Here is a 20,807-nt window from a genome sequence, read left to right as displayed (position 1 = left end):
ACTGTTCTAATTTGGGGGATATATAATGAAAAAATTTCTCCTACCGTTTCTAATTATCTTGTCACCGACTACTTATGCTTTCACCTTAGATAATGCAGAGATAGGAGTTTACAACCCAAACCCATCAGGCTTTATAAGAGATGTCCATCAAAAGGGCTCTATTAACATAGACAAAGACCTTCATCTCTCCTCAACAACCTCATTCTCTGCTAACTACTCTGTGGAAAACTTACCTTTCATTCCAGACTTCAGGATCTCATACACCAAACTTCACTTTCACGGTTCAGGCCCTGCCTCAAAGGACTTCAGTTACAAAGACCTTAGCATAAAGAAAGGAGAACCTGTTTCCTCAAAGTGGGATTTTGACAATATCATCCTTACATTTTATTATCAGCCAATTAATTATTTTAAAAACGACTATTTTAAAACAGAACTTGGATTAACTACAGATTTTATAAATCTAGATTTCTCAATAAAAAATGAAAAATATGGAAGTGGTGAAAACGAAAGTATTGGAGCATTTATACCAACCATTCATCTATACTTTGAGCTTCAACCTATGTACTATTTCGCGTTATACCTAAATTTAGAAGGTTTAAGCTTTACAGAACAAAAAAGGAAGCTTTTCTCACCCGGAATTAAATACTATATTAATAGCCAACTATACTTGAATGGTGGTTTCAAATATGAGAAAATTAAAGTTAGAGATAAAAATGACACAGATTTTGACATCACAACAAGAGGATATTTCTTAAAGGTGGGGATAATATGGTAGATGAGAAGATAAAGATTTTACTACTTATTAAAAATAAATTTTTTGAATCCATTCTAAAGAACTTTTTCTCAGAGAAGTTGCCAGATTTAGTTAAACTTGTAGATAATCAACAAGAAGCAGATATTGTCATTATCGGTCCTAACTACCTCCTGTCTTCTCAGCCTGAGGTTTTTGAAATAATAGAAAAAAAAAAGAGCCTATTATTAGATTTTGACTTTGAAGAGGATGAATTGATAGTTTTACTACACCTTTTTCCTTTCAACGGTATCATTTATAAAGATATGGAAGTAGACAAGCTGAAGAAATGCCTACAAGTGGTTAATAAAGGGGAAGTTTGGATAAGAAGATCAACCTTTGAAAAATTTATTAGAAACGACCTCTCTGTTTCTTCTTTAACTCCCAAAGAGTTACATGTTATTTACTATCTTCTTCAAGGTTTAACGAACAAAGAAATAGGTAGAAAGTTAGGAATAACTGAACAAACAGTTAAGCACTATATTAACTCAATCTTAAAGAAGATAAAAAAACGCAATAGAGTAGATATTATTCTAAGTTTTTATAGGTTCAAAAACTTAATAGCACTTATACTCAAGAGGGAGTCTGCTCTTGCTCAGACCTAAAGTCAGGGAAATTTTAGCAGTGGGCTTCATCTTGTTTTCTCATTCTACTGCTTACTCAGGAGAAGCCAAATACTATTGTGTCCAAGTAATTTCAGCTAAAAGCTATAATCATAAATTAGAAAAAGTCTTCTACCTCCTAAAAGGCTTTCCTGACAGAAGAATTGAAAAGATAGATAACTACTATACCCTCAGAATTGGCTTTTGGAAAAGCAAACGAAAAGCCAAAAAATATTATTCCATTCTCAAGAAGAAATTCCCCGGAGCTTTACTAAGAACTTGCTATAAAATTCCTTCTCGTTGGGTTTTACCTAAAAATTTCATTCACCACTTATCTACAACAAATCCTAACGTAAGAATCAAGAACCTGAAAAGGAGTTTTAGGTCAAAGAAAATAAACTATAAGGAACTGGCTATAAAATACTACACATCTTACACTCCCAAAGCTCCCGAGTTCAAAAGCTTTCTGTTTCCACAGACAAGAACAGGAAAAGAAAAGAGAAATAAGCTCGGAATAGAATCATCTTATAATTCTCTGCTTTTTAAAAAAGATAGCTTCTTAAAGGAGTCATTCTTCACAGAAAATACCAGGGGCGTTATCGGTTTCTCATATATAAAAGACAACAGCCAATCATATGAACTCTTTATTCCAAAACTTATCCTTTTCAAGAAATCTCTTGATCCAACCGAACTTTTTACCGTCAAAGCTGGAATCTTTCAAAGGAGAACTTACTTAGAAAATTTCTCAGCTCCTACTATTTCTATTTCCTGGAAGGCATTTCCAACTTCAGGAGAATTTTCTATTGGGTATACCACAAAGAACGGATACAACGATATAGATTTAAGAAAACTTTTATTTTCTTCCCTCTATCTAAATTACAAATTCACTCCAAAAATTACACTCCTAACTTCCACTCTAACGGAAAATTTAATAAAAAGGGATATAAGTTTCTATCCTTTCAAAGAAAGAACTTGGTTCTCTACAGGTATTAAATATAGTAACTTAGGCTCTATTACCCTTATCACCTCAAGTAAAGGAGGTTATCTAACAGATCTAACCCTGTTTCCCTATGCAAAAAAAGATTTAACAGTAATGTTAGGATTGTCAGTTGACAAAAATCTTCCATTCTCTTTGACATCAAAAGGAAAAATCCATACAGAAATGGCTCAAGACTACCTATTTAACCCAGATCCTTTAAACCTACATCGGTTACTTTTTAAGATTTCAACAAATAGCTATGGAATAACTTTGAATTTCTACAGACTCTCATCAAAGAAGTGTATCTTAGGGGAGAAATTTTCCTCCTTTGAAGAAAGCGGCTTTTTGGGAACAAGCTTTGGAGGATTTTACAAGCTAAGTTTTAAAAAACTTGACTTCGATTTATTTGGAGGTATATTCTTTCCTGGAACAGTTTTCTCAGATAAGAGCCCAAAGGCATCTGGAGGGTTTAACCTAAGAGGAAGTTGGTGAGGATAATTGTTCTCCTGTCCTTACTAATGTTACTGAGTTCCTGCTTACCTTACCAAATAAGCTACTGTCTTCAGGGGAAAATTAAAGATCCAGTATCTTTAGAATCTGTAGCAAAAGAATATTCAAAAAAAGGATTTAAAGAAGGAGCATTTTGCTACGGTTTTGTTCTTCTAAATGAAGGGAAACCTAAAGAAGCATTACCATACCTTTTAAAAGCCTATAAGAAAGGCTTCAAAAAGGCTTCTTACTTCATAGGTAAAGCTTATGAAGTGCTTAAAGAGAGAAACAAAGCCTCTTACTGGTTTTTTAAAGCAATAGAAGACGGAATAGTTAACCAAGACTTTTTCAGAACAGCTCAGTATATATCTAAACCTCAGTTAGATGACCTTTACAGTTTAGGAAAGAAACATCCTATTATCTATCTTTACCTTGGAGATTACTTTTTCCGCTCCGAGCTCTATGAAGCAGCCCTCTATTACTATCAATTAGCAATTCGGTATGGTTTTACAAGAGCAAAACTTATGGCCGGTCTTTCTCTGTATAGGTTAGGGAATAAAGAGGATGCCATTAATACTCTTTACTCTTTATACAAAGAAGGAGACAGCAAAGGGGCAGAGGCCATAGGAATCCTTCTTGAAAGAGAAGCCGACGTTTACGGTGGATGCACAGCTGAGAGGGCTAAAACCCCAAAAGAATTTGTAAAAGAGAGAGCAAAAGTATTTAAAGAAAAGAAAGAACTCTATACTCTTGCAGCCTATTTCTACAGCAAGGCAGGAGACAAAGAGAGTGCTAAAAGGTGTCTTAAGAAAGCCAAGCTTTATTTTCCCCAGCAAAAGGGAAAAAGGCTTCTTCCTACAGATATTAATCAATTCTCTTACAGGGAAGAGCTCCAAACTTGTAGAAAAGGATACGAGTGGTCAGAGTTCTTAATAGCCTCAAAAAGAGGAGAAGAGTTCAAAAGAGCAGCTGAAGATTTTTACACTTCAATGGGCTTTATTATTGAGGATAAATAAGAATGATTATCAAAAGAAACTAGTAAAGCTTTTATTTTTAAAGCCTCAGATATTGAGAGTTCCACGATCTCTTTTTAGGTATTGTCAAAAATAGTAATCATTACTAAATTTCTAACCGAAAATTGAGATTGACAGTAGAATAGAATAAGGTTTAAATTTTCATAAACTAAAGTTCCTAATGACAGTTTAAAACAAAATTAATAATAAATTTCTAACCTTTATAGAGTTTACATACATTCCTCCTCCTTCTATTATTACAAGTGAGGAGCAAAAAGCTCCCAAACTAAAACCAAAGGCTAAGGAGGAGGTACCATGGGAATCAGGAAGCATCTCAAAGCAACCCTCGGACTACTTGCAGTAGGTAGCGTGGCTTTTGCAGGAGCAGCACACGCTGACAATTCAACAGTTGACGTCCAACAAAAGGCTTCAGGAAAGGCTCTATTCGTGAAGCAGAAAGGTACAACAGACCAGTTTGAAATAGGCGGCAACGACAACGTTCTTCTCATCAAGCAAACAGGTAACAACGTAACTCTTGAAGGTTATATGACGGGTGGCAACAACAACGTAGGAAACATCGTTAATAACGAGAAAAAATACCTCGAGATGACTGCAAATGATGGTTCCAACGACCACGACATTGACTTCGTACTTCATCAAGATGGAAGCGACCAAATCAACGTAACATCTGTTAACCTTGTTGGTGGTGGAAGCGAAGAAGGCAAGATTAAAGCAGCGAACGATATTAGCCTCACAGTAGAGCAAAAGGCTGGAGCTAACAAAATAAATGTTGGTTATGTTAAATCTGCAGGTACAATGACAGGAAACGTAACCCAGCAGGACGGTGGAACACTTAATCTTAACTACGTAGAAACAACAAGCGGAAATATGGACTTCACAGTTAACCAAAGTGGCGGTGCTAATAACACAATAACGTTAGGTGATGACATTGCTCCTGTTGAAGCAGGTATCCTTAATGCCAAGATTACACAACAAGCAGGGGATTCCAATAAAGCTAAACTTTATGAGTTTGAAGTTGGAGGAACCCTGACAATAGAAGGTTACAGTGATGATACATTAACCCAAGATGGTGGAAGCAACACTGTTCTTGTCCATGACGTAGAGTCTGCAGGTGACACAACAGTGGGCATAGACCAGTCTGGAAATTCTAACAGGGTTCACGTAGATAAGATAAATGCATCTGCCGGTACGATTTCCTTCAAAGCTAATCAGGAAAACGACAATAACGCTATTGATATTGCAAACCTCACATCAGACGCAGCTGATGTAACCGCAGACATTAACCAAACAGGTGGTAGTGATACTTTCAAAGTTGATACAAGGGTTGAAGCCAATGACAACGTTGCTATAAGTGCTTCACAGTCTGGCAGCTCAGATACTGTTGAGCTTGATACTGTAACCTCTAATTCTGGAAAAGCCCAACTCACCTTCACTCAGAGTGGTTCCTCTGACTCTGTAACTATGGATACAGTAACTGCAGAAAAAGATGTAACTATGAACGTTACTCAATCTGCAGCATCTGACACTGTAGACATCAAGAAAGTTTCTTCATCTGCTGACGCTGTGGACATTACTGTAGACCAGAGCTCTTCCAACAGTGAATTCATAGTAGCTGAAGAAATTAGCGCTAAGAACAAAGTTGACATTAATGTGACTCAAGAGAACGGAGATCTCAACAAACTCAAAGTTAATGACGTTAAGTCTACAAACGGAGCTGTTAGCTTTACAGTTGTCATGAACGGAAGCAATAACTCTATGGGTGGAATTGTCGTAGGCGACGACGCTAACGGTCTTGCGGCTGATTATGATAGTGGTCTCGTTCAGGAAGCTGAAAATGACGCAACTCTAACAGCTAATATTTATGGAGAGAGAAACACCGTAGCTCTTAAGCAAATTGCTGGAACAGATGCTACCTTTACACTTAATATCGGAAGCTCAGGCGCTTCTGTCAACGACAACGAAGTTGATGTATATCAGAATGCTGCAACCTCTGCTTACGCTGACATTGCCGTTACTGGTTCCAACAATACACTTAAGCTCTATCAGACAAGCTCCGGTGCTAATGTTTACGCTGATATTGACATTACTTCCAGCGGTAATAACATTGCTATTACACAGAAAGCTGGAGATGCAGGTGCTTCATATGTCAGGGTCTACTAATAAACCTGTAAACTCTAAAAAGGGGGGGCGATTGCTCCCCCTTTTTTTTATTTTTATTTTAGTATTATTCCTCACCCTGCCCGTTTTAGCTCAATCTCAATCCGAAGTAGGATATCTAATAATTGATCACACAAAAACACCATGGGGGCACAGATTTTATAAAACTTTCACAGAAGTTTGGAAACCTCCTCAAGGAATTAATGGTTACGTCATAATTATCAAAGAAGAAAAACCTTCCTTTAAACAAAGCTGGATTGTTGTAACTGTTGGTGACAACATATATAATAAACCTGTGTATGCTAAGTTACTTAAGCCTACAACTTCCAACTTTGATATGCAAAGATACACCGTATCGGCCTCAAAGCGCGTTTTAAAATTTCTGCTATCAGATTTTCTCAGGGTGAAAAGCCTTGAAAATCAAATGTAGGAGGAAAAATGAAGAAAATTTTACTACTAAGCAGCCTATTTTTAGCTACTACTACTGTTACTCATGCATCTACTTTGAGCTATAAGTTTCTTATCCCGGCTTTCGGTGGTAATCCTGATTATTTCTATGTTTTTAAATCAGAAGCAGATGCCCAAAATATTTACCACGCACCTTCAAAACCAACCTCTAAAACTTCCCAAATAGAAGAATTTAAAAATAGATTACAGTATTTGATACTAAGTAAATTAGCTTCTAAAATTGCAAACGCTGCCTTCGGAGAAGGGGAACTTAACCCTGGAACCTATGAAATAGGAAACTTTCAAATCCAGGTAGTCCCATCAGACACTGAAATCCAAGTTCACTTAGTAGACACAACGACAGGTAATGAAACTATAGTTGAAGTTCCTATGTATAAACAGTAAAATTACTTCTCAAACAATCAGGGGGTAATTAATGATCAACACAGCTCGGAAAGTTGTAGGAGGGTTTATCAGTTTTTTTGTAGTTAGTTTAACCGGTTGTGCATATGCCCCTCCTACAACACACGTTCCTATGACTGTTCAACCTCCGAAGGTTGACGAAGAGCCCCCCGTTCACAGCCTTCTTCAATTCTTACCCTCTCCAAAAGAAAAGATCCCGGTGGCTATCTACAACTTCCGAGATGAAACTGGTCAGTATAAGGTCTATAACAACATAAGCACTTTCTCTACGGCAGTAACCCAAGGAGCTGCCTCTATTCTCATTAAATCCTGCTACGACAGCGGTTGGTTTCTTCCAGTAGAGAGAGAAAACCTTGCAGACATTTTAACTGAAAGAAGAATCATTAGAAACGCAATTGAGCAAGAGTTAAGACAAAAAGGCTTAAAACCGAAAGGCAACATCCTACCACCTTTAAAATTTGCCCCTATTATACTTACGGGTGGAATAATAGGTTACGATACAGACGTCGTAACTGGAGGTTTTGGAGCACGATACTTTGGCGTTGGTGGCTCAACACAGCTACGAAGGGATAGAGTAACTGTTTATCTGAGAGCCATAGCTGCTAAAACTGGAGAAGTTCTTTTAACTGTAACGACAACTAAAACTATTCTTTCCCGTGAAATTGATGTGAATGCATTTAAGTATGTAAAGTGGAAAAGACTTTTTGAATTAGAAACAGGAGTAACAACTAACGAACCGGGGCTCTATGCCCTTCAAGGAGCAATAGAAAAAGCAGTTTACGCCTTAATAATTGAAGGAATAGCAAAAGGATACTGGCAACCTAAAAATCCAGCAGATGTTTATTCTCCTGTAGTTCAAAAGTATTTTAAAATAAAAGTTGATCGGATCAAGGAAGAAGAGGACAATTTAAAGAAAATTTTAGGAAAAGACTTTACAGAAAAAGAAATAGCAAACTATCTTAAAAGGATTAAACAAGAGAGAGGGCTCGTAGTCTGGTTTGAAGGAGAAAAGAAGTCTAAGAAAAAGCAAAGATAAAACTCTATTGAGGTGGTGAAAAGTGGCAGGTGTTAATGCAACTTTTAAGACAGTAATCTCTGCCGTAATGAAGGACGATATTAAAGAACTTTCAAGTTTAATAGAAAAAGGAGTTCCTCTAAACATTTCAGATGAAAAGGGAGTAACTCCTATTCACGTTGCAGCGAAAAAGGGAGCGATTAACAGTATTCAAATATTTAGGAATTTAGGACTTGACTTGTCAGTGCCCGACGAAAAGGGAAGGACACCCACCCATTATGCAGCAGCTGCCGGAAATTTAAACGTATTGGATTTTCTTGCCTCACAAAACGTAGATGTATGCAAAGAAGATAAAGAAGGAAGGACTCCTCTCCACTACGCTGCTGCTGCAGGTAAAGTTGAAGTTGTTCAGTTCCTCAGCAAAAAATGTAACGTTAACTGTCAGGACTTTGAAGGAAGAACCCCTCTTCATTACGCCGTTTCTAAGGGTAACTTAGAAACAGCAGCGAAGCTTCTCCAGTTAGGAGCAGAAGTTGATAAACCAGATAACCTTGAAAAAACACCCCTTATCTACGCAGTGTCAAAAGGTTTTCTCCCAGTAGTCAACCTTCTTCTTGAGAAAGGAGCTTCTCCAGAAGCGCACGATAGCCTTGGAAAAACAGCACTTCATTACGCAATAGAAAGTGGCAATATGGCGCTGGTTAAGCAGTTTTACTTTCTAAAAGATATTCCTACAAAAGAAGGAATATATCCTCTTCATCTCTCTGTTGAGTTAGGAAAGAAAGAAATCACAGAATTCCTATTGGAGTTGGGAGCAGCAGTTAACGTAAAGGATAAACTTGGGAAAACGCCACTACACTATGCCGTAGTTAATGGAAATACAGAAATAGTTAAAAAGCTTATAAAAGCTGGAGCCTCCCCCTACGAAATGGATAAACTCGGTAAAACTCCCATTCATTACGCTATAGCAAATAAAAACAAAGAAATATTAGACTTAATGCTTTCACTAATTGATAAAAGTGCCTTGGAAGGAAAAGGAATACTCCACGAAGCAGCAGCCCTTAACGAGCCAGAAATCATTGAGTTTTTAGTCCAAGAAAAAGGACTCTCAACTGAAGAAAGAGATAAAGAAGGCAGAACACCTTTACACTATGCAGCTATGAAAAGCTCTGTTGACGCAGCAAAAGCTCTTATAAAACTTGGAAGTGATGTAAGAGCTAAAGATAAATTTGGAGGAATGCCTATTCACTACGCTGCAGCAAACAACGGAACCGAACTCATAGAACTGTTTACCAAATTGGGAGTTGATACCGAGGAAACGAATGAATTTGGAAGGACACCACTTCACTATGCAGTTATAAATGAAGCTGAAAAGTCAGTTTCGTTACTCGTTGAAGAAGGAGCAGACGTTAACCTAAAAGATAATACCGGGAAAACGCCACTCCACTATGCAGTTGAAAAGGGAAGAGAAGATTTTGTAGAACTCCTCTGCAAAAAAGGAGCAATACCCAACATAACTGACGAACAGGGTATGTCGCCTCTCCACTACGCAGCGGGGCTAAACTTCCCCGAAATTTCTAAACTGCTCATCCGGTATGGTGCAGATAAAGAGATACAAGACGTGGAAGGTAGGACTCCTCTCCACCATGCCGCTATAACGGGTGCTGTTGAATCAGCTAAAGCTTTAATAGAATTGGGAGCAGATATTAATGCAAAAGATAAGTTTGGTGGAACACCCCTTCATTACGCAGCGGCAAACAACAACGTTAATATTATAGAGTTACTCCTGAAAAATGGAGCTGATACAGAAGTAAAAAACGAGTATGGAAGGACTCCTCTTCACTATGCAGTCGCCAAAGGAGCTAAAGAAGTAACTGAATATTTAATAAACGTTGGTGCCGATGTGAATGCACAAGACAACAAAGGTAGGACAGTTCTCCATTATGCAGTTGAAAATGGTCAAGAGGAACTCATAGAACTCCTTCTATCTGCAGGAGCAAGAATCGGAACACCTGACAACGAAGGCATAAATCCGCTTCAATTAGCCGTAAGGAAAAATCTTACGTCAATTTTAGAGAAATTTATGAAACTTGGAGCAGACCTCTATATGAGGGGAGAACACGGAGAAACTCTTCTACACGAAGCTGCTGCTTACGGAGCTTTAAAATCTATTGAATTTCTATTAGATCAAACAGAACTCTCTGCAAATGTAAAAGACGACTTTGGTAGAACTCCCCTTTGCCTGACAACAAAAAAAGACTTCATAGATGCTGCCCGTCTTCTTGCAGAACGGGGAGCAAACTTAGAATCAAGTGACAATTATGGCAAAAGAATTTCCCACTACTGTGGTATCTACAATGCACATAAAATAGCAAAGATGCTAATTGAAGCTGGTATAGACGTCAATGCAAGGGACTTACTAAAGAAAACTCCCCTTCACTATGCGGCTATAAGCAATGCTGCCGAAACAGCTGAAATTCTTCTTAAGGCCGGAGCCAATCCTCTTGCTAAAGATTCAAGCAAAGCTACACCATTATCTGAAGCTGTAAATAATCAGAAATTCAAAGTATTGAAAGTTATAGCAAAATACCTACCTGATGACTAAAGGACTTGCAGGAGGCGTTCCTTCAACTTCTGGAGTGTCTCCTCCGCTTCTATTTTCTTGTAATCCATATCAGTTATGTAAAAGCTATCTATAACTCTGTTTCCTTCTGTTGCTATTATTGCCCTCCTGAGCCTTGTTCCTGAATCTAAAAGAACTTTTGTTATCGTGTAGAGAACTCCTAACCTATCGGCAGTTGAGACTTCAATAATCGTAAACTTCTCAGAAGTTCTGTTGTCTACCTTTACCTTTGTTTCAGGAAGGGGAACATTTTTCCTGAAGGTTTTAGGTTTTAGAAGGTTACCCAACTCTTCAACGTTAAATCTACCCGCATAAAGGTCAGAAACCATCCTCTCAACCTCTTCTACCCTGTCGCAGGGAAGCGCCTCTCCGGCAACAGTTGAAACCTGAACTGTGTAAACCATACAGTCGCAGTCGTCCTCTATAGCCCTGTTGATATTTGCCCCTTTTATGTTCACACCTAAGTAAGAGAGAATTCCAGCTATTTTGTTGAATAGACCTCGCCTATACTTTGTAACTATTGTTAACTCTGTAAAACCGATGTCTATAAAGCTTTCGTGTGAAATTTCGTAGTCTTTACCTTCCTGTCTAATCCTTTTCATCATAAGGAGGTGCTTTGCTATCTTAGAGGAAGGGTAGGTTATCAGGTAGTCCTTGTCGGCATTCTCAAAGAACCGGTCTACAGACTCAGGCCTAACCTTGCCGGAGAGGAGCTCCTTAACCTTCTCCCTTCTCCTAATTAACTTCTCCTCAATAAGCTCCTCTGCGCTCTTACTCTCCGTAAAGAGGGCAAGGGTAGAGGTGTAAAGCTGCCAGAGAAGTGTACTCTTCCAGTTATCCCAAGCTCCAGGTCCTACAGCTTTTATGTCTGCGTAGGTCAGCAGAAAGAGTTTCTTAAGCCTCTCCTCAGTTTTACACTCCTCTTTAAACTGCTGAATCAAACGGGGGTCTGTAATTTCCCTTCTGAAGGCAAGGTGGGACATGAGAAGGTGATTTCTGACAAGCCACGCCACTTCGTCAATTTCAGCTTCATGGAAGCCCATAGAGGCCATGTAGCGCCTTACTATACCAGAGCCAACTATCTCATGTCTGCCCCTCTTTCCCTTTCCAACATCGTGGAAAAGTGCAGCAATGTAGAGGGTGTGAGGAGTTTCAAGGTCTTGAAGTATCTGTGAGAGCTTCTGTTTCTCTTTAACGGAAGTTCCTGTTGTTCCCCTCTCCTCTAACTTCTCAAGCTCTCTTAAGGTAAGTATTGAGTGGATATCGGTTGTAAACTTGTGGTATGTGTCATACTGAAAGTGGCCTCTAAGCCTTTCAAAGTCCGGCAGGAGAGCTCCCAGAACCTTAGTGTCGTGCATAACCTCCAAAACGTAAGAGAGCCTTTTAGGGTTCTTGAGCATACTGCCAAACTCCTTAAGAACCTCTCTCTTCCTGAAAGACTCCCTCCTCGTCTCTGCAGCTATCTTAAACAGTGAGAAGGCCGTTGAGGAGAGCTCCAGCCCCATATCCTGAATCAGATTAAAGCCTTTAAGGATAAGCTTAGGCTCCTTAACAACCTCTCCTTGACTTTCCTCCTTTACAAAGAGAGTGTTCCTCTCAACGTAGAACTGCCCGAAGTCTCTTACATTATTCCTTTTGAGAAAGGAGAAAAGGGAAGAGCTTTTACCGGAGAGCTCCTCTAAAGAGCTCTTTATAATCTCACCCGTTATTACAGAAAGGTCTATGGCCGAGTTAAAGTAGTTCTTCATAAAGAGTTCAACTCCTTTTCTCTTCTTCGGAAAGCCAAAGAAAGACGCCACCTCCCTCTGCATCTCAAAGGAAAGGATGTCACTCTTCCTTCCGGAGGTAACGTGAAGGTGGTTCCTCACCCTCATTAAAAAGTCGTAGGCGGAGATAACGTCCCTAAAGTTCTGTCTGTCCAGTATCTTCCTGTCTAAAAACCCCGAGTAGTTCTCTATTCCGTAGACAATTTTGGCTATCCAGAAGGCCTCGTGAAGGTCTCTAAGCCCTCCTTTACTCTCCTTTACGTTAGGTTCCTGGTAGTAAACCGTTCCGTAGAATTTTCTATACCTATCCTTTCTTGAGGTGAGTATCTCGTTTATCAAATTTTCTCTGTTTTTAGAGACAAAAACCTTAAACTCTCCGGAAAACTCCGAATCAAGCTTCCGAGAGCCGGCAAGAAAGCGCCTCTGAAGAAGGTTCGTAAAGATTGAAAGGTCTTTTTTAGAAAGGCCTAAAGCCTCATCCAAACTCCTTGGAGAAAAGCCTAAATCGTAGTTTAAGGAGAGGAGAAAGTAGTAGAAAGCCTCTACATCCTCAAGGTGGCTATCGGTTAGGTTTCCCGAGTAGATAAGGTTTACGTCAATGTCCGAATGGAAGTTAAGCTCTCCCCGGCCATATCCACCTAAGGCGTAGAAGACGACGGGAACGTCCCACTTCCCGAAAAAGTGGTTAAAGGCCGGCTTTAAAAGAGAGTCAAGGGCTCTTTTTAACCTTTCTGCAACTTCAAAGCCGGGCTCCTTATTGTAGTGGATCTTTTGGGCCTCTTCAACCTGAAGGAAGAACTTCTCTTTTAAAGCTTCAAGGCTCAATTGGTCAGCTCCGCCAACTTCCACAGTTTGTTAAAGTTCTTCTGGTAGAGCTCCACAAGGTGGCGGTCGTTCTTTATTATTACCAAGTTCTCATCGTTCCTCTTATTTGCATTGGAAGTCCAGTTAAAACTCCCAGTTGATAAGACTTTACCGTCGTAGATGGCATACTTGTTGTGCATCAATCCGCCGCCGCTTCCCCTCTTATAACGAACGGGAATTCCTGCCTTTTCAAGAAGTGGACCAACGCAGTAACGGGACTTACCGTTTCCGTAGTCTATAATTACTCTAATCTTTACTCCTCTCCTGTAGGCGTCTATCAGGGCTTTTGCAATTTTCCTGTCTGTAAAGGAGTAGATGGCAACGTCTATCGTTTTCTCTGAGTGGTTTATCAGGTCTACTACAGCCTCTTCGCACCCTCCTCTTGGAGAGAAGTAGGCCGTCGTCTCTATTTCGCCTGTTCCGGAGTTCCCCTGAGGCTGGGGAGTTTTACAACTGTACGGAAGAAAAAACAGAACAAGTGCAAAAAAGAGAGCTTTTAACCTCAAAGTTCCCCCTACTTTGTTTTGTTTTCTTTAACGACCTTCTCTACAACAGAGGTCTGACCCATAAACTTTGAACCGACAACAGAGAGAAACAGGGAGTTGAGAAGGAAAAGAGCTCCTAAAATTGCCGTCGTCTTAGTAAGGACTGAACCGGTTTCGGTACCGAAGGCCGAACCTGTAGTACTTCCTCCCATCATTGCAACGCCGCCTTCACTCTGGCCGGGCTGAATTATCACAACTAAAATGAGAAGAAGGGCGAGAATGGCCTGAATTATCAGAAGAAACGCAAACATCTATCCCTCCGAGTCAAACTTTACGATTCTTGCAAAGCTCTCAGCCTTTAGGCTTGCCCCTCCCACTAGAGCTCCGTCTATGTCCGGCATCTCAAGGAGGCCTTTTGCATTTTCCGGCTTAACACTTCCGCCGTAGAGGATTCTCGTCCTCTCAGCAAATTCATTTCCAAAGATGTCAGAAAGGAGCTCCCTTATAAACTGGTGAACCTCCTGGGCAAGCTCAGGAGTAGCAGTCTTTCCAGTTCCTATCGCCCAAACAGGCTCGTAGGCTATAACTACCTCTTTCTCTGTCTCAAAACCTTTAAGGCCTTCCCTTACCTGCCTCTCTACAACTTCTTTCGTACTTCCAGATTCCCTCTCCTTTAACGTTTCACCTACGCAGAGAATCGGAACAAGACCGTGTAGAGAGGCAGAAAGGACTTTTCTGTTTATAAGCTCGTCGGTCTCCCCGAATATATGACGCCTCTCTGAGTGACCGAGGATAACGTATGAACAGCCTACGTCTTTCAGCATCAGAGGAGAAATCTCTCCGGTGAAAGCTCCCTGTTCCTCGTAGAACATGTTCTGGCCGCCAAGGGCTATGTTCGTCCCCTCAAGCTCCCTTCTAACAGGGTAGAGGGAAGTAAAAGGCGGGCAGACCAGAATATCCCTATCGTCAACGTCTGAAACTAAACCTTTCAGCTCCCTGACTAAATCCAAAGCCTCTGGGACAGTTTTGTGCATCTTCCAGTTTCCGGCAATTAGAAGCCTTCTCAACCTATCCCCCTTAAGAAGCCTTTGTTAACTCGTATTTAGGCTTACCTGTTTTTACAGATTCAGCGTCAATTATAACCCTCTTTATATCCTTTCTGGTTGGAACCTCAAACATAACATCTGTCATCAGTTTTTCCATTATAGCCCTTAAGCCCCTTGCTCCGGTCTTCCTCCTTATGGCCTCTTTAGCTATCTCCCTTAAAGCGTCTTCAGTAAACTCAAGTTCAACTCCCTCAAGCTCAAGCATCTTCTTGTACTGCTTGACGAGGGCGTTTTTAGGCTCGGTAAGGACTCTGACAAGGTCTTCCTCTTTAAGCTCTTTAAGTGTTGCAACAACCGGAAGCCTTCCGATAAGCTCAGGGATAAGGCCAAACTTAACTAAGTCGTCCGGCTCAACGTGTTTAAGGAGCTCGTCCCTCTCCATCTTCTTCTTATCAACGTCGGCGGTGAAGCCCATTGCACCTTTTCCAATTCTTCTTGCAATAATGTCCTCAAGGCCTACGAAAGCTCCACCGCAGATAAACAGAATGTTTGAGGTATCTATCTGGATATACTGCTGGTGTGGGTGTTTCCTTCCTCCCTGTGGCGGAACGTTTGCTATCGTTCCTTCAAGGATTTTAAGAAGCGCCTGCTGAACTCCCTCACCTGAAACGTCCCTCGTAATTGAAGGGTTCTCGCTCTTCCTGGCAATCTTGTCTATCTCGTCTATGTAGATAATTCCCCTTTCGGCCTTCTCTATGTCGTAGTCGGCAGCCTGAATCAGCCTTAAAAGAATGTTCTCAACGTCCTCTCCGACGTAGCCGGCCTCCGTTAGGGTTGTTGCGTCGGCAATGGCAAAAGGAACGTCTAAGAGTTTTGCCAAAGACCTTGCAAGGAGTGTCTTTCCAGAACCTGTTGGACCGATCAGAAGAATGTTGCTCTTTTCAAGCTCAACGTCATCAACGTTTCCACCAGACATTATCCTCTTGTAGTGGTTGTAAACAGCAACTGAAAGAACTTTCTTCGCCTCCTCCTGGCCGATTACGTACTGATCTAAGAATTCCTTTATCTCCTTTGGTGTTGGAAGCTTCCCAACGCTGACGGGAGCTCCTTTCTTACTCCTCTCCTTCTCCTCGTGGAGCATCTTGTAGCACTCGTCAACACAGAGGTTGCAGATGGCAACCCCTTCAAGGCCGGTTATTAAAGCCTCAACTTCAGACTGACCTCTACCGCAGAAAGAACACCTTTTTTCCGGAATTTTTGTCTCAAACATTACCTCTCCTTCCCTCTCAAAATTTGGTTGCTTTTAATATAGGAGAAGTTAAACAATCCTTTCAATTTCGTCTGCACATAGAATGGGAACGATAAGCTTTTCGGCACCGCGGCTACACACCAAGAGCTGAGAGGAAGGTGAAGAGCTCCTCTTCACTTCTAAACCTCAAAAAAAGATACAGAAAAAGGAAAAGAGTCTATTCCTTCCACAGACAGCCGTTAACTGTTCTATAATCCTTTCCATCGTTACCTTATTCTAAACGAATTAAGGAGGCAAAGTTGGTAAAGGTTAAGGTTTGCGGTATAACACGTCTTGAAGACGCTCTCTCTACCTGCCGCTTCGGTGCCGATGCCGTTGGATTTATTCTCTACCCAAAGAGTAAACGCTTCATAAGAGCAAAGGATGTAAGGAAAATAACTTCTCAGCTTCCGCCTTTTATTTCAAAGGTAGGAGTTTTTGTCAACGAAGACCCGAGGGACGTTTTAGAGATTCTGAGCTACGCCCACTTAGACTTTGCGCAGCTTCACGGAGACGAAACACCTGAAGAGTGTGATTATGTAGGAGCCCACAGAGTTATAAAGGTTTTCCGGCTTAAAAGTGAAAACGAAATTGAAAAGATAGAACCTTACGTTGGAAAAGTGAGAGCGATTCTATTAGATACCTACGATTCAAAAGTTTACGGTGGAACGGGCAAACCGTTTAACTGGGAGATTGCAGTTAGAGTAAAAGAGACTTTCCCAGAAATTCCACTAATACTTTCAGGGGGACTTAACCCGGAAAACGTTAAGAGGGCAGTTGAAACTGTTAACCCGTATGCCGTCGACGTAAGTAGCGGTGTTGAACGTGAACCGGGAGTTAAAAATTTAGAGAAAGTAAAACAGTTCATCAGAAACACAAAGTGCTTTTAAATTCTTCTGATGGTATTTATCGTTTCATTGGAGAGATAAAACAGGCTGTTGGTAGTTATGAGAGGACTAAGAGCTTTCAGATAGCTCAGTTGTTTGTATTAGCTAAGTTTTGCCTGTTCGATCTATGGGTTCTTTTCTTATTCCTCTGGACTTTTTAAACAGCCTCATATTCTAATAACCGAACCGCCTCTTCTTGGGTCTCCGGCTCCTTCAAACTCTGACGTTACCATCTGGACTCCTCCGAAGAAGAGGCTCTTTTCTTTAAAAATTGTTGTTCTGTAGTGTCTTCTGACCTCATAGATGGTCTCTTCGGGGAATCCCGGCTCTAAGAACACTTCCCCGTTTTCGTAGTGGAGGCGGGGAGCTCCCACGCTCTCTTTGGGTTCCATCTTGAACATCAGACTGTTCAGTATAACCTGAACTATGGCACTTCTTATCCTGTTGCTTCCGGCACTTCCCAAGAGAATTAAAGGCCTGTCTCCTTTAAAAACTGCCGTCGGAGACATCATAGAGGGAAGCCTTACGTATGGAGGCCACTTGAAGAAACCTAACGGGTTAAGGTCTTCCTCTCCCAACATGTTATTCAGCATAACTCCAGTTCCGGGAATAACGACTCCCGAGCCCTCTCCGTTTGTAGTAGTTACAGAAACCCCATTTCCTTCAGAATCAAAAACGCTTATGTGGGTTGTGTTTCCCCAAAGGTTCAGTTTCTGTGAGAATAGTTTCTTGTAGGAGGAGAGGAGCTCCTCGTCTTTGAGGAGTTCTTCAAGACCTTCATTGTGCAGATTTTCGTTTATAAAGTCTCTTCTAAACTTCTCAGTTGTTCTCATAGCCTCTATTAGGGCCCCAACGTGCCTTACACTTCCCCACTCCTTAAGGTCAACGTCTGAAAGGAGCTCTGCCGTGAACCCGATGAGAATACCACCTGAGGAGGGGGGAGGGTTTGTAAAAACGGTGAACTCCTTAAACTTTACATTTAGAGGTTTTCTCTTGTAAACCTTATATTTTGCAAGGTCTTCCTTTCTTAAAAGCCCTCCCCTCTTTACAGAGATTTCCTCTATTCTGTCTGCAATTTCCCCTTCGTAGAAAGTCCACTGACCTTCCCGGGAAAGGAGTTCTAAGAAGTCGGCGTAGTCTGGATTTTTAAACAGTGTGTTTTCATCTATCAGTTTTCCGTTTGGGGCGTATATTTTCCTTGCTTCCTCAGTTGCAGTAAATATCGGTTCAAGGAGCTTTACGAAAGAAGCTTGAAGTTTTGAGAGTTTAACCCCTTCTCTTGCGTAGTTTATGGCCGGCAGAAGGACTTCTTTTAAAGGTAGTTTTCCCCTCTCAGAGTGAACTCTTAAAAGCCCTGCAACGAAGCCTGGAACGGCAATAGAGCCTGCTCCTATGTGGAAAACCTGTTTTGTGTTGCCAAAGTCAACCTCTATGGGGTAAAAGTTAGGGTTTTCAATCCTTTTTGGAGGAACGTTAACGAAGAAGTCGTATAGGAGCGGTTTTTCTCCCGGAGAAACCGCCAGTAGGAAACCTCCTCCTCCGGCAGAAGTTAGCGCCGGTTCTGCCATCGGAGCTACAAAACAGGCTGCAACTGCTGCGTCAAAGGCGTTTCCCCCTTCCTTTAGTATCTGAGCTCCTGCCTCTGCAGTCAGGACGTCTCCTGCTGCGATAACTCCTTTCAACAGAGCCTCCGGTTTAAAAGAGATACCTTTACGGCAGCTGAAGTATCGCCGGTTTTCTTTACCGCGTCAACCTGCTCTTCGGCCTGAGTAGGCTCTGTTATCAGGTCTAACAGGAGTTTTGCAGCCTCTTTTCTCCTCCCGAACCGTTTCCCGTAGAGGTTGACGAGACGGTGGAGCTCCTTTCCTACGGTAGACCTTCCCGTTTCTGTTATGAACGCCCCGGAAAGTCCGTGCCTTGCAGCGTTCCACTTATTCTGTGTGTTTATCTGGTGGTATTCCGGTTTGACTCCTTTTTCTGAGAAGAGCTCCCCCACCATCACAGCCAAAGAGACAAGTCCCTCTAACTTTTTGAAATCGGCAACTGCGTCGCACACCCTCAGCTCAACCGTTCCGAAGTCTGGCCTTGGACGGACGTCCCACCAAATATCCTTCAAACTCTCAATAACTCCCGTCCCTTTCAGCCTGTTGTAGAGCTCAAGGAACTGGTTGTAGTCCTGAAAGTGTTGTGGAACGCCGGCTCTTGGCAGCTGTTCAAAGAGCTTTGTTCTGTAAGAGAGTATTCCTGTATTCCTTCCCCTAAAGAAGGGAGACGAGGTTGATAGGGCTAAAAAGAGGGGAGAGTATTTGACAAAAGCGTTGTAGGCGTTCATCATCGTCCCTTCGTCGGGGAAGCCTACGTGGATGTGGAGGCCGTAGATGAGGAAGTTCCTCAAAACTTCTTGAAACTCGTTTAATAGTCTTAAATACCTTTCGTCTTGAGTAACCTTTATCCTCTCAGGGTCTGCAGTAGGGTGTGTTCCAGATGCTGAGAGTAAAAAACCCTTTTCCTCTCCCAATTCACAGACCTTTTCAACTGCGCCTTTTAACTCCTCAACTGCCGACTCAGGTTCGTCGTGAACTCCGGAGACAAACTCAACCATAGACTGGAGGAATTCCTTCTGAACGAGGGTAGTCGGCCTGTGGGAGAAGATTACAGATGAAGACGGTTTCAGGTTTAAGGTTTCAGGGTCAACTAATTGAACTTCAAGTTCAATTCCCACTGTAAAAGGTTTAGACGGCTTAAACTTCACATCTTCCTCAGAAGGGTTTAAATCTTAAAAATATCTTCAAGTATGTCCTCTTCAACCTCGTGGGGAAGTCTGTTTGAGATAACCGAGGCAATTACGGATGTGGAAACTATAATGAGTAGAAGGGCAACGTAGGTTTCCTCGTCAATTACCCCCGATTTTAGTCCAAAGACTGAAGCAACTATTCCAAATGTGAGCCTCATGTTGAAGAAAAGCCCAGCTAACTTGTAAACAGCACCTCTAAACAGGTTTGCCGTTGCGTATATCGTTCCGACGTATTTTGTTATAAAGGCTATACTACCGAGAAAGAGGGAGAGGAAAAGGACCTTCCAGCTTACAACTGAGAGTTTCACGGAGTAGCCGGCCTTGAAGAAGAAGAAGGGGGCCAAGAAGCCGAAGATTATCGCCTTTATTTTCTTCTCTATTATGTGGTCTTTTCTGAAGAGCTCTGCAAAGAATATACCTGTCGTAAAGGCTAAAACGGCCTCGTTGATGTGAACGGTATCTGAGAGGAAACCGAGGGCTACGAGAATTAACAGTATAAACCTCGTTTTAAACTCAATTTGATTTCCCGAGTATCTCTCAAAGAGTTTTTCTCCCCACTTCGGGAGCCTTAGGAGAAGGAGAATAAGTGCAATGGTAAAGAGGAGGTTGTAGATGTTAATTCCCTCAAACAGGAAGCTCATAGTCATCATGCTTGAGATGTCAACGACCATTGCTGCTGCAAGGAGAACCTGACCGGTTGTGTGTTTCAGCAGTCCTTTCTCTTTAAGGAGGGGGTAGACCAGGGCGAGAGAAGTTGTTGAGAGGGCAATTCCTATCAGTAGTGAAGCCTCAAAGGAGTAGTGGAGAACGTAGTGGGAGAAGTAGAAAACGCTTACAAGGGGAAAGAAGAAAGAGGAGAATCCGATAAAGAGGCTCTTGAGGAAGTGTTTTTTCATAAGCTCCGGGTCTGTTTCAAGGCCTGCAAAGAACATGAGGCCTAAAAGTCCAAGATTTGAGAGGAAGTCAATCCAGCGGAGCTCCCCTAACTCTAAAACGTTGGATGCCAAAACTCCCCCTAAGATTTCAAAAATTGAGGAGGAGAACCCCAACTCTAAAGCTCCGACTCCGGCAAGAATTATAAGAATGCTTACAATTAAACTCTCAGTTTGAAGCTTCAC

At 41.5% G+C, this 20,807-nt stretch carries 18 protein-coding genes and 1 pseudogene; 11 read left to right on the top strand and 8 right to left on the bottom strand.

All coding sequences use genetic code 11. From position 1 onward, the window contains the following. Positions 1-25 precede the first annotated feature (25 nt). The 9 genes from ACZ424_RS02590 to ACZ424_RS02550 all read left to right on the top strand — a co-directional run bounded on the left by ACZ424_RS02590 (position 26) and on the right by ACZ424_RS02550 (position 10,541). Positions 26-775 (top strand): porin family protein, encoded by a 750-nt coding sequence (locus tag ACZ424_RS02590; RefSeq protein WP_464904968.1) that lies wholly within the window; start codon positions 26-28, stop codon positions 773-775. Further along, a complete protein-coding gene (locus tag ACZ424_RS02585) occupies positions 769-1,395 on the top strand; it encodes a helix-turn-helix domain-containing protein (protein ID WP_464904967.1) in 627 nt (208 codons plus the stop codon). Before ACZ424_RS02590 ends, ACZ424_RS02585 begins: the two co-directional genes overlap by 7 nt. Further along, the gene (locus tag ACZ424_RS02580) at positions 1,382-2,863 is read left to right on the top strand and encodes a hypothetical protein (protein ID WP_464904966.1); all 1,482 of its coding nucleotides are present in this window, start codon (positions 1,382-1,384) and stop codon (positions 2,861-2,863) included. The genes ACZ424_RS02585 and ACZ424_RS02580 overlap by 14 nt, the downstream gene beginning before the upstream one ends. Beyond that, positions 2,860-3,876, top strand: a complete 1,017-nt coding sequence (locus ACZ424_RS02575; protein WP_464904965.1) for a hypothetical protein — start codon at positions 2,860-2,862, stop codon at positions 3,874-3,876. The genes ACZ424_RS02580 and ACZ424_RS02575 overlap by 4 nt, the downstream gene beginning before the upstream one ends. Positions 3,877-4,188: 312 nt before the next feature. Continuing rightward, the gene (locus tag ACZ424_RS02570; RefSeq protein ID WP_464904964.1) at positions 4,189-6,054 is read left to right on the top strand and encodes a hypothetical protein; all 1,866 of its coding nucleotides are present in this window, start codon (positions 4,189-4,191) and stop codon (positions 6,052-6,054) included. Between the two features lie 31 nt (positions 6,055-6,085). Continuing rightward, positions 6,086-6,481: a CsgE family curli-type amyloid fiber assembly protein gene (locus tag ACZ424_RS02565; protein WP_464904963.1), complete on the top strand. Its 396-nt coding sequence runs from the start codon at positions 6,086-6,088 to the stop codon at positions 6,479-6,481. A gap of 8 nt (positions 6,482-6,489) precedes the next feature. Next, entirely contained in the window at positions 6,490-6,903 is a 414-nt protein-coding gene (locus ACZ424_RS02560; protein ID WP_464904962.1) for a curli assembly protein CsgF, read from the top strand. 31 nt (positions 6,904-6,934) lie between these two features. Beyond that, the gene (locus ACZ424_RS02555) at positions 6,935-7,957 is read left to right on the top strand and encodes a CsgG/HfaB family protein (RefSeq protein WP_464904961.1); all 1,023 of its coding nucleotides are present in this window, start codon (positions 6,935-6,937) and stop codon (positions 7,955-7,957) included. A gap of 22 nt (positions 7,958-7,979) precedes the next feature. Then, positions 7,980-10,541: an ankyrin repeat domain-containing protein gene (locus ACZ424_RS02550; RefSeq protein WP_464904960.1), complete on the top strand. Its 2,562-nt coding sequence runs from the start codon at positions 7,980-7,982 to the stop codon at positions 10,539-10,541. Here the strand turns inward: ACZ424_RS02550 and glnD are convergent. The 5 genes from glnD to clpX are packed head-to-tail and all read right to left on the bottom strand — an operon-like array spanning position 10,538 to position 15,990. Beyond that, entirely contained in the window at positions 10,538-13,150 is a 2,613-nt protein-coding gene (gene glnD, locus ACZ424_RS02545) for a [protein-PII] uridylyltransferase (RefSeq protein ID WP_464904959.1), read from the bottom strand. The two genes, ACZ424_RS02550 and glnD, sit on opposite strands and share 4 nt — an antisense overlap. After that, positions 13,147-13,695, bottom strand: coding sequence for a phospholipase D family nuclease (locus ACZ424_RS02540; protein WP_464904958.1), 549 nt, complete (start codon positions 13,693-13,695; stop codon positions 13,147-13,149). The genes glnD and ACZ424_RS02540 overlap by 4 nt, the downstream gene beginning before the upstream one ends. 8 nt (positions 13,696-13,703) lie before the next feature. Continuing rightward, positions 13,704-13,985, bottom strand: a complete 282-nt coding sequence (secG, locus tag ACZ424_RS02535; protein ID WP_464904957.1) for a preprotein translocase subunit SecG — start codon at positions 13,983-13,985, stop codon at positions 13,704-13,706. Next, entirely contained in the window at positions 13,986-14,741 is a 756-nt protein-coding gene (tpiA, locus tag ACZ424_RS02530) for a triose-phosphate isomerase (RefSeq protein WP_464904956.1), read from the bottom strand. It abuts the gene before it with no gap. 10 nt (positions 14,742-14,751) lie between these two features. Further along, positions 14,752-15,990, bottom strand: a complete 1,239-nt coding sequence (gene clpX / locus ACZ424_RS02525; RefSeq protein ID WP_464904955.1) for an ATP-dependent Clp protease ATP-binding subunit ClpX — start codon at positions 15,988-15,990, stop codon at positions 14,752-14,754. Positions 15,991-16,268: 278 nt separating this feature from the next. On the opposite strand from clpX, the gene ACZ424_RS02520 reads away from it, so the two are divergent. Together ACZ424_RS02520 and ACZ424_RS02515 are read left to right on the top strand one after the other, a co-directional pair. Further along, positions 16,269-16,898 (top strand): phosphoribosylanthranilate isomerase, encoded by a 630-nt coding sequence (locus ACZ424_RS02520; RefSeq protein ID WP_464904954.1) that lies wholly within the window; start codon positions 16,269-16,271, stop codon positions 16,896-16,898. Continuing rightward, positions 16,871-17,056 (top strand): annotated as a pseudogene (locus tag ACZ424_RS02515) (hypothetical protein); the annotation flags it as partial. The gene ACZ424_RS02520 and the pseudogene ACZ424_RS02515, both read left to right, overlap by 28 nt. A 6-nt stretch (positions 17,057-17,062) precedes the next feature. On the opposite strand, the gene ggt reads toward ACZ424_RS02515, so the two are convergent. The 3 genes from ggt to ACZ424_RS02500 are packed head-to-tail and all read right to left on the bottom strand — an operon-like array spanning position 17,063 to position 20,807. Continuing rightward, on the bottom strand, positions 17,063-18,577 hold the full coding sequence (gene ggt, locus ACZ424_RS02510; RefSeq protein ID WP_464904953.1) for a gamma-glutamyltransferase: 1,515 nt from the start codon (positions 18,575-18,577) through the stop codon (positions 17,063-17,065). Continuing rightward, complete coding sequence (locus tag ACZ424_RS02505) at positions 18,574-19,647, bottom strand: carboxylate-amine ligase (protein ID WP_464904952.1); 1,074 nt, start codon at positions 19,645-19,647, stop codon at positions 18,574-18,576. Before ACZ424_RS02505 ends, ggt begins: the two co-directional genes overlap by 4 nt. 17 nt (positions 19,648-19,664) lie before the next feature. Then, positions 19,665-20,807, bottom strand: a complete 1,143-nt coding sequence (locus ACZ424_RS02500; protein ID WP_464904951.1) for a cation:proton antiporter — start codon at positions 20,805-20,807, stop codon at positions 19,665-19,667.

Source organism: Thermovibrio ruber, assembly GCF_055380895.1.
The sequence above is the reverse complement of the archived record's forward strand: the minus strand, read 5'-3'. Positions and strand labels throughout refer to the sequence as shown.

Bases quoted from the DNA above. Each gene is read 5' to 3' on its own strand.
- ACZ424_RS02590 (WP_464904968.1), top strand. From the start codon at position 26: ATGAAAAAATTTCTCCTACCGTTTCTAATTATCTTGTCACCGACTACT.
- ACZ424_RS02585 (WP_464904967.1), top strand. From the start codon at position 769: ATGGTAGATGAGAAGATAAAGATTTTACTACTTATTAAAAATAAATTT.
- ACZ424_RS02570 (WP_464904964.1), top strand. From the start codon at position 4,189: ATGGGAATCAGGAAGCATCTCAAAGCAACCCTCGGACTACTTGCAGTA.
- ACZ424_RS02560 (WP_464904962.1), top strand. From the start codon at position 6,490: ATGAAGAAAATTTTACTACTAAGCAGCCTATTTTTAGCTACTACTACT.
- ACZ424_RS02555 (WP_464904961.1), top strand. From the start codon at position 6,935: ATGATCAACACAGCTCGGAAAGTTGTAGGAGGGTTTATCAGTTTTTTT.
- secG (WP_464904957.1), bottom strand. From the start codon at position 13,985: ATGTTTGCGTTTCTTCTGATAATTCAGGCCATTCTCGCCCTTCTTCTC.
- clpX (WP_464904955.1), bottom strand. From the start codon at position 15,990: ATGTTTGAGACAAAAATTCCGGAAAAAAGGTGTTCTTTCTGCGGTAGA.